This window comes from Nocardiopsis sp. RV163 (assembly GCF_001029525.1).
Classification (GTDB): Bacteria; Actinomycetota; Actinomycetes; order Streptosporangiales; family Streptosporangiaceae; genus Nocardiopsis; species Nocardiopsis dassonvillei.
Map to the genome: position 1 here is coordinate 1 of NZ_LEKI01000186.1, position 9,742 is coordinate 9,742.

Annotated in this window: 1 protein-coding gene; it reads right to left on the reverse strand. The window is 73.6% G+C overall.

Annotated elements, in window-relative coordinates; translation table 11 throughout:
* Positions 1-513: 513 nt before the first annotated feature.
* Positions 514-9,699 carry a hypothetical protein gene (locus tag ABD54_RS28385; protein ID WP_047871658.1) on the reverse strand — a complete coding sequence of 3,062 codons (9,186 nt, stop codon included), beginning with the start codon at positions 9,697-9,699 and terminating at the stop codon, positions 514-516.
* Positions 9,700-9,742 lie beyond the last annotated feature (43 nt).

Below are 9,742 nucleotides of genomic sequence, written 5' to 3' on the forward strand. Positions count from 1 at the left end.
TCTCATGGGTGTCCTGGGGGCGCTTCGCGCCCGGTGGGGCGGCCCGGACGGGGCGTGGGGACGTCGTGTCCCGTCGGGGGCCGCGCGGGGAGCGGGACGGGGGACCCGACCCTACGCCAACCTCACCCGGAACGCCGGAACGGGAGGCACGCGCCGTCGCGGGGTCCGCTGCAGCGCCGTCCCTTGGTGGCCTTCCGCGCGGGGGACGGGGCCGTGAACGCCGCCGTCGGGGCGCCGTCCGTGCTGGCGGGGCCCCGGACGGGAGGGCCGACTGCGGTAGCGTACTCGGTTTCCCGTGTACGTTCCATGAGCGTCCGGTGCCCGGTTCGTGTCGTTTCCCTCCGGAACGGGTTCCACGGGGGGAGGGGACGGCGGCTCCGGGGCCCCGGTGCGGGGCGCTGCTCTGCGGCGCGGGCGCCGGACGGTGTTTCCGTCCCGGTCAGGCAAGGCCGGGCTGTCACAGCGCCCGCCCCGGTCGTTTCCCGCGTCCGCCGCCTCGGTCGCCGCCGCGTCCTACGGGTTTCCCCGGCCGCCGTCGTCCCCGAGCACGGGCGTCATCAGGAAGTCGGTGATCGAGCCGGGCGGAGGCCGGTCGAGGCCGGAGCCGGGGTCGAGCAGATCCAGGAAGGCGTCGGGGATGGGCGTGGACCCGGACGCGTCGGAGGGACCGTCCCCCTTCTCCGCGGGGTCGGAGGAGGCGCGGTCCCGGTCCCGCGACGGTCGGACCCGCGGTTCGTCGAACGTCGATCCGCCGGGCCGCCGTACCGGTGTGCCCGCGAGGTCGTGCGGGGGCGGGCCGCCGTCGCTGTCGTAGAACTCCGTGGCCGTGCCCGGGGCCGTGTTCCCGTGCGGGACGGTGCCGGGACGGACCGGGGTCCCCCCGCGGCTGCGGTTCGCGCCGCCCGGGCCGCCTCCACGCGGGGACCTGTCCTCCCCCCGCCCCTCGCGGTCCTTCTCCCCGGAAGGGTCGCCCGGACGGCCGCCCCCACCGGCCACGTCGCCGTCACCGCTGCCGCCCTGGCCGCCGGAGCGGTCCTTGTCATCACCGCCGCCATCGCCGTCCTCGCGCTCGTTTTCAGTGTCTGCGGGGGCGTCCGCGGAATCCTCCTCAGCGTCCCCCTTCCCCTTCTTCCCGTCCCGCGCGCGCTCGGGGCCGTTCGCCGTCTCACCGTCCCCGGACCCGGTCTGCTCCAGGGACGGGGCGGGCCCGGTAGCCGCGGGCGCCGTCCCGGGGGCCGCCTCCCGACCGGAGGGGGAGGGCGTGGTGTCGTGCGCGGAACGGCCGTTCCCGTCGCCCGTTGGACCGTTCAACTCCTGGTCGAAGAAAGCGAACAGGTCGGACGCCGGTCCGGGGGCGGTGGGAGCCTGCTCCGCCCGGGGTGCGGTCACCTCCTGCCTTGAGGTGTCCGCGCGGTCCCGCTCCCGCGGCGTACCGGGCTCGGTAGAGGGGCTCAGCAAGCCCTCGGCGCCCTCCGCCGGCACGGAGTCCTGATCCGTCTGGGTGGCGAGCCGGTCACGGTCGTGGGGGCCGCCCGGATCCGTCCCGTACCGGAATCCCCCGTGCGGGGGCGGGCCCGCCGCCCGCTCCCGTCCACCGGGTGATAGCGACAGCCGGTCGCGCTCGTCCCGGCTGAGCGACGACGCCTCCGGGTAGTGCCTGCCGGACCAACGGACGCGCGGCACTTCCTCCCCGTCGCCGTCGTCCTGGTCGCCGGCCTCGTACAGGTTCTCCGAATCGTCCGCCACCGGCCCGTCAGTGCGGTCGTCGGCGTGATCCGGTACCGCAGCGTCTCGTGCCTCCGGCCGGTCTGAGGGGCGCGGTTCGGCCGGGTGGTCGAGCGGGGCCGTTCCGTTCCCGTTCGGGGGGAGCTGGTCCGTGGACATCAGCCGGGCAAGCTGGAGCTGCATCCTCCTGATGTCGTCCGAGTCCGGGAAGGACTCCTCCGAGCGCGTCTCCTCGTCCCGTTGGAGGTCCGTGCCGTGGTCGGTGAGGTCGTCCGGGCGGCCGGGGGAGTGTCGACCCGGCCGGTCGTCGGCCGGGTCGGCGCCGTGCTGGGACAGACCGCCCCCGTTAGCCGAGGACAGCGGTCGGCCGTTCGAGGGGTCAGAGAAGAGCCGCTCCGACTCCTCCGCGGGCCCCTGCGCCCCGCGGGTCCCGAGCGGACCGTCGGAGCCAGGTCCGTCGACGGGGCCCTCCCCGTCCGGGCGGACCCGTTCCTCCCCGCGCGGGGGTGCCGGGCCCTCCGCCGGCCGGATGTCGAAGTCCGAACTGAGCGTGTCCAGCAGGCTGGTCCCGTTGCCGTGCCGTCCCGTGTTCCGGTCCGGCAGCTCGATGGCCGCCGGATCGGCCGCGGGGTCGTCCGCTGGGCCCGGGGCGCCGCGCTGCGGGGCCGGGGGAGGCGGCGGCTCCTCCTGGACGGTGTCGAGGACCGGCCCGCTCACGGTTCGCGGCCTGGGCAGGGACGAGGGGGCGTTCAGGCCGCCGCGGAGCTCCCGGAGCGCCGCCTCCCAGTCGCGCAGCGCCGCGTTGAAGGCCTCCAGCCGGTCCTCGTAGGTGGACTCCAGATCGGCGTAGCGCTGCCGGATCCGCGGGTCGTCGGGGGAGGCGATCCGGTCGGAGGCCGCGGCGTCAAGCGGCAGGCGGGCTTCGAGGTAGGCCTTCTCCGCGTCGCCGAGCGCCTTCTGGAAGCCGGCGAAACGCTCGGTCAGGGGAGTGATCCGGTTGGCGTCGTCGGGGGTGATCACGCCCAGCCTCACCGCGTCACCGTGGGAGACCCACATCGTCACCTTGGATGAGGTCTCGCCCCGCTGCCAGCGGGCGGGACGGGACGGCGGCGGGGCGGGGGCGCTCCGGTCGCCGAACACGCCGCGGATCTTGGCCGCGGTGTACCTGCCCGCGGCCGCGGTCCTGTCACCCACGTAGCGCGCCGAGCGCTTGTACCAGGGGCCGCGCGGCTCGGACCTGACGCCGATGCCCCAGGTGGTGTCGATCTCCACCAGGTAGGCGGGGCCGGTGCGGACGCGGTCCGAGTGGGGCGGCTCCTTCGGCTTGCTGCCCCGTGCGGTGTCGCCTCCGGACGCGGACGACGCGGTGGCGTTGGCCCCGCCGTAGTGGATGGCCGTCGTCGGCGGTCCCGTTCCGGTGCGTCCCGATGGGCGCGCGTCGACCCCCATGGTCGCCGTGGACGACTCGTTGTGGAACGGGGAGAACGTCCTGCTCGACTCCGAGGAGTCGGTCAGCCGCACGCTCGGGTTGAAGTCGACGACGCGTGCCGACTCCGGCCGGGGCACGGCGCGTATCCCCCACGTTGTCCGGCCCATCTCGATCAGCTCGGTGCCCGACTCCGCGTTGGCCTGCGGGAAGAGGGCCTTGAGGGCGACCGCGTTGAGGGACTGGTCGATGGCGTTGTTACGGGAGTTGAGCTTCAGTTTGTCCGCCGCGTACCCGGCCGCCTGTTCGACGGCCCGCGGAGTGTAGCGCCCGTCTCTGACGGAGTCGGCGGGCGGGTTCCAGCCCAGCGACTTGGCCACGACGACGTGAGCGAGGTCGCGGACGTCCCTGCCGTTGTTCTCGACGGCCACGGGCATGACCACGCCGTCCTTGAAGTCTCCCCTGGCCCCGGGGTCCGTGGCCCGCGACCAGTCGCGCATCATGTCGGGCAGCGAGGCGTGGTGGTCGTGGGAGGGGTTCTCCGGCTGGGGCACGTCATCCGTCCGCTGACCGCCGCCCGTCGGCCTCGCACTGGTGTCGGTGCCGCCCGTGGCGCCGGGGGGCGCGGTCCGGCCGTCGGCGGGCCGGACGGTGCCGCTTCCGCCCGCCGCGTCGCTTCCGTCACCGGCGGTCGCGTCGCCGGTCGTCTCGGTGGTGACGGTTCCGTCGGCGGTGTTCCCCGGTCCCGAGAGGTCGAGGTAGGGGGTCGGGTACAGCGCCTCCACCCGGCCCGAGCCGCCCGTGCCGCTGAAGTTCCGGCGTCCGCCCGCGCCCGGGGTCTCTCCAGTCAGGGTGTTGACCACACCCTGCTTGTCGGAGATGTGCAGGTCGATGGTCAGCCTCGTGTCCGACGACACCCGCGCGTAGGGCGTCTCCATGGTCAGCCCGATGGAGCGCTTGTCCGTGTTCCGGGTGATCAGGCCGTCGCCGTGCGCTTTCATCGCGGAGGCATCGCCGTACACGCCCATCAGGTAGGGGCTGCTCGACGGGGTCGGGCCCCCGGTCTGGTCGCCCCCCGACCGCGGCAACTGGGGCAGGAGGGCTCCCTGCGAACCCGCGGACGCGGAGTTCTCACCGCCCCGCTGCAACCGGTCCCCGTCCTCCCACTCCTGGCGCTGCCGGTACTCCGTCTTGCCGCCCAGGTAGGTGACCTCCGTGCCATCCCTGTCGAGCCGCAGGTTCACGGTGGCGGCCAAGGACAGCGGAGCGGTGGTCGGCGCGTTGAGGTCGCCGATCGAGTGGTCGAGGGCGCGGACCTTCACCGCCACCGGAGTTCCGGTGTTGGGGTTGAGCCCGGTGTGGGAGTTGAGGGTGTGCAGGATGGTCTCCCTACTGTCCTTGGTCAGCTCCCATCCCTGTGAGGCCAGGTCGTCGGCGAGGCGCTGGAGGGCCTCGCCCGGGTCGGCCGGCCGCACCATCTTGCCGGAGTCCTCGAAACCCGGACGCGGCCTCACGGCCGCGGGCCGGTCGGGCTCGGGCTGGGGGACGCGGACCAGTCCGGGGCCGTCCTGCTCGACCCTGTCCCGCACCAGGCCCGACTGGTGGGCGTCGCGGATGTGGACCAGCCCGGTGACCAGGTCGCGGACATCGGCCTGCCAGCCCCGGTAGCGCGCTGCCCGGGGGATCGTCGGACCGATGCTCCATTGCTTGACGAACTCCACCGCCTGCGTCACGCGCCCCGAGGCTGAGAAGGAGTACGACATCGGGATCTTGGGATGGAACTCCACCGTCTCGGAGAACTTCGACGCGGGCCTGGTGTTGGTGTAGCGGTCGAACAGGCTCTTGCCCGCGGAGGGACCGAGCTGGATCAGGGGAGCGCCAGCGGAGTTGGGCGGCGGCCCGGTGCCGCCGGAGGTCTGGCCGGCCGGTTGGACGGGGTTGGGGTTGTACCGGCCTCCGCCCGTGGCCAGGAGGGTCACGTCGGTCCTCCTGCCCTCCCTGGTGAACACCTCCAGGGTGTTCTTGTCCTTCCAGACGATCGCGCCGTCGGACTGCTCGAAGCGGTCGACCGAGTCGATGTCGAACCGGGTCGCCGTCGTCGCGCGGACGTCGTGGGGGGAGAGCGGGCCGCCGCTCATCTCGGTACGCGTGCGTGCGCCGCCGGAGGACTGCAGAGCCGGGTTCCCCGCCAGGTTCTCAGGGGACAGGGCGTTCTCGTAGAACTGCCTGCTGCCCTGGCCCCGGACCAGGAAGTGCCGCAGCTTGCGCTCGAACCCGAACTTTCCGGGGGTGCGCTCGACACCGTCGCGCCTCTCCCACTGAGGAACGGAGGAGAAGTTCTCGTAGGAGGCGTCGAGCAGGCTGCCCATCCGGTTGCCGTCGCCGGTGGAGAAGCGGGTGTTGACGTGCTCGACGGTGGGTCCCAGGTCACGGATCAGCTCGGCCCGGCGCTGTTCGGGGGTGCGGGCGCCGGGGGTGTTCCCGGTGGTGTCCCGCGGGCCGGTCGCCGGCGCGGGGGCCCGCCCGGCCGGGGGCCGTCCGCCCGGCTCCCCGTCGAACCACCTCCTGACCGTCCCGGTCACGTCGCGCCGCTTGCGGACGCTGTCCGGTGCCGGTGCCGTGCCGCCGTCGATCATCTCCTTGGCCCGGTCGACCGGTATCGGTCGGATCCGGGTGGCCCGCGGGGCGGCGCCGTCCCCGCCGCCGCCTTCCCCGTTCTGAACCGCCTTGGGCGTGTCCATCGTGGCCAGCGCCTCGATCGGGGCGTCGAGCAGGTCGTGTCCGCGCTCACCCAGTGGTCTGTCCCCGCCAAGGACCATGCCGATGTCGTCGTTCTCGTAGAGCTTCGCCGAGAAACGGACCGTGGCGTTCCAGACGCTGGAGTCCTCGGCGTACTGGATGATCTCCTCGCTCTGGGTCTTGACGCCCAGGCCCCGGCCGCGTCCCTTGGTGCTGTTGAGCTGGCCGGAGACCGAGAGCACGCCGCCGTCGCTCGGGTTGTCGGCCGCGTCCACGGTGTCGATCCGGCGGACGTAGGCGCCGGTGGTGACCCGGACCGACCTGCGAGTCTGCGAGCCGTCCGCGGCGGTGCGCTCGGACGCGCCCGCGTACTCGCCTCCGGTCCCCCTCGTGGTCTCCCCCGCGTGCCTGAGAGAGGAGAAGTCCGCGGTGACGCGCACCGCGACGAACGGGGGACGCAGCACCTTCTCGCCCGGCTTGAGGAGTGCGCTGGGGTCGAACCTTCCCGTGTCGATCAGGTGGATGGGCTGGCCGTGCAGAGTCAGGTCGTCCCCGCCGCTCTTGAACACGGACGCGGAGACGGCGTCCATGACCCTGTGCGTGTTGAAGACCGCGACGTCGTGGTCGCGCCGGAAGGGGCGGTGCTCGCGAGTGGAGCCGGTGAACGGTCCCGTGTTCTCGTGGCCGGGCCGCCGGGCGAAGTTCTTCGCGTCGCGCGCCAGATCGGGCAGGACCAGGCCGGGCCGCTTGTCCGCCAGTCCGGTCAGCACCTCGTGCGCGATCTGCTGGTAGACGGTGCGCTGGCGGCCGTCGACGTCTCGGTACTGGCTGCCGTCGGGCCAGGTGAAGTCGCGGGGAACGGAACCGTGGAAGGTGACCGGCCGCTCCCGGGCCAGGTTCGGACGGGGGGGACGCGGGCCCTCGGGCCGCCCGGTGCCGGGGCGCTGTTGAGCGGGCGGTCGCCGAGCGGGCGGCTGGTCCCGGTCCTGTCCGCTGCTGTCCTGTCCGTTCCCGGTCCGCTGGTCACCGGTGGTGTCGGGGGCGTCCGCCACCGGCGGCGCCGTCGTGTCCCCCGCGGCCCGGACGGGAGCGGGGGGCGCGGCCGCCTTGTCCGAGGGATCGTCCCCGTTCAGGATGCGGGCCTCCTGGACGGTGAGGATCTCGACCGTGTCGCCCTGGAAGCGGTACACGGTGCCGGGTTCGCCGTCGAAGTGCACGTAGTAGTTGCGCTGGACGTCGTAGGCGGACGACACGGTCTTGCCGTAGTTCATCCTGTTGGCCGATCCCGACGACGACCGTGTGCCCTCCTCGACCCCCCGGCCCCGCAGACCCCCCTCCACGGCCAGCGCGTCGACGCGCACCATGTGCGTGCCGCCCGGGGTCCCGGCGTCCGCGCTCACTCCCGCGCCCAGGCTTCCGCCGAGGAAATCGGTGTGGCGGAGCGAGGTCCCGATCGCGCGCTCGGACTCGTTGCCCTTGATGTACTTCGCGGGCTGGATGGTGTGGGGCCTGGCCTCGTAGGAGGTGGGTACCGAGTGGACGCTCACCAGGCGGGGTGTGCCCGAGGGGTCGGTGACGGTGAAGACCACGGGTGCCGAGCTCATCTTCGCCAGGTTGTTGCGGACGGACTTCTCCGAGAAGGTCTCACCGACCCGGTCGCGGAAGGCGTCCAGCTTCTGCTGCCTGCGCCTGTCCACGAATCCGGGCGTCACCTTGCCGACCATGGACTTCCACCGCCCGGGGTCCCGCCCGGGGGGCCAGAGGTGGTCGGCGATCCAGTCGGGGAAGGGCTTGTCGGAGGATCCGTCGCTCAGGCGGATGTCGCCCACCGACACGGGGTGGCCCTTGTCCGCGTGCGGGCCCGCCGGTCTGGCGTCGTCGTCCCGGCCGCGCTGGTGGTCCTGGGTCGCGAAGGGGTCGCGCAGGCGGATCGTCCTCGGACCGGCGTTGGCCACGACCTCGCCCGGAAGGACCAGGAGCACTCCGTCGGGGGACTCGGCCCGGGTGCGCACGGCCCGGTCCGCGGGGGCGGTGCCGTTCGCCGGAGCGTCGCCGTCCACGGGTCCGTCCCCGTGTGCGGGCCCGTCCTCCGTTCGGGGCAGGGGGGTCAGGTCGAAGGACATCGTCAGGTCGGAGACGTAGACCGCGGGCTTGCCCTTGATCTCGTAGCTGCTGTAGCCGTCGTGGGTGCTGGCCGCCGTCTCGGCGGTCTGCCGCTGACGTGTTCCGCCCGAGAAGCTGACGGTGAAGCGGGGACCGAGGTCGGTTCCGCTCACCGTGCCGAGGAGCAGCGGGGAGACCTGGAATCCCAGTCCGACGAACTTGGTGTCGCCGTGGTTGCCGCCGCCCTCGGCCGGGTTGGCCTCCCCGGCCTCGTCCACCAGCTTGAGTTCGGTGGAGTTCGACCCCAGCACCGGCCGTGTGGGCGTGTGGTGGAAGCCGTTCTGGGAGGAGCCCAGCCGCAGGTCCGCTCGCCACCTGGAGCCGTCCGCCCCGGTGACCGTCGTGGAGAACCCCTCCGGGCGGAAGAACACGCCCGTCTGCCTGCGCGCCTGCTCGTCGACCCGTTCTCTGACCGCGTCGCGCACGGTGGCGTCGACGTGCCCGGCGTCCTCGGTGAGGGAGTCGTCCACGAACGAACGCAGGTGCTCCGCGTGGACCATGCTGGAGTTGACCAGGCTGGACGTCAGCAGGTAGCCGATGTCGTAGGCGGTGCCCGTCCGGTCCGCCGTCACGGAACCCGGGTAGTGACGGGGCGGAGGCTCCTCCCGCTGCCGCGTGCCACCGGTGGTGTTCCCGCCGTCGGTGCTGTTCTCGGTGCCGGTGTTGTTCTCGGTGCCGGTGTTGGGCTGCGCAGGCCGCTCGGGCGGAGGAGGCTGCACTGGGGGAGGCGCGTGCTCAGCGCCGTCGGTGTCGGCGGTTCGTCGAGTCGACGTCTCCCCTCCCGCCCCGTCGTCCTCCCCCGGAGCGGGTGCGGGGAGCGTGGGACGCGCGCTCTCCTCACCGTCGTTGCCACCGGGCGGTGGCACCTCCCGCGTGTTCGCGGGCGCCTCGGTCCCGGTCGGCACGGGCGTGCGTACCGGCTCCCGCGTCGGCTCCCCGGCCGTGACGGGCGGCGGGCCCGGAGGAGTCTCCCGCTCCCGCGGGACACCCTCCGTGTTCCGGGACGGGGCCTCTCCGGACACCTCGTCCATTCTTGCGGGGGCGCCCTCGCGGGTCTGCCCGCCGTTCCCCTCCCGACCGTTCTTCTCCTCGGCGGGGTCCTCCCCGTGCACGTGCTCGCCGTCGCCCTCACGGTCTCCGTCGTCCTGGGAGCGGTCGTCGTCGCGGGAGGTGTCCCCGTCGCGCCCGTCGGGCCGTTCGGCGTCGCGCCCGGGAGCGGTGTGCCCGCTGTCCCCGGTGTCCCGAGGCGGTCCGCTCTCGGTTCCGGGACCGGTGCCGTGCTGGTCGCCGCCGCTCTCGGTCGCGGGCTGCGGGGGCGGCGCGCTCTGCGTCCTGGGCCCGGTCTGGTGCTGGCCGTCGCCGTTTTCGGCGACGGGCCGCGGAGAGGGCGGGACGTCCTCCGACGCGGTCCGCTGCTCGGATGCGGGTGCGGTGTCGGGCTGTGGCGTGCTCTCGCCGGTGCCGCGTGCGCCGTCGCCGTTGGTCCCCTGGGGGGAGGGGTCCGGCGCCCGGTTGTCGTTGGTGCGCTGGGGAGAGCGTCCGCCGTTGTCCCGCTCCGAGGACGCGGGGCGCTGGCTGTTGTCTGAGGTGGTGTTCTGCGGTGTGTTCGCGGGTGGTGTGGTGGTCTGGCCCGCGGGGGGCGCCACGGCGACGGGGCACGCGGCACCGGCGAGAGCAACCGCCCGTTCG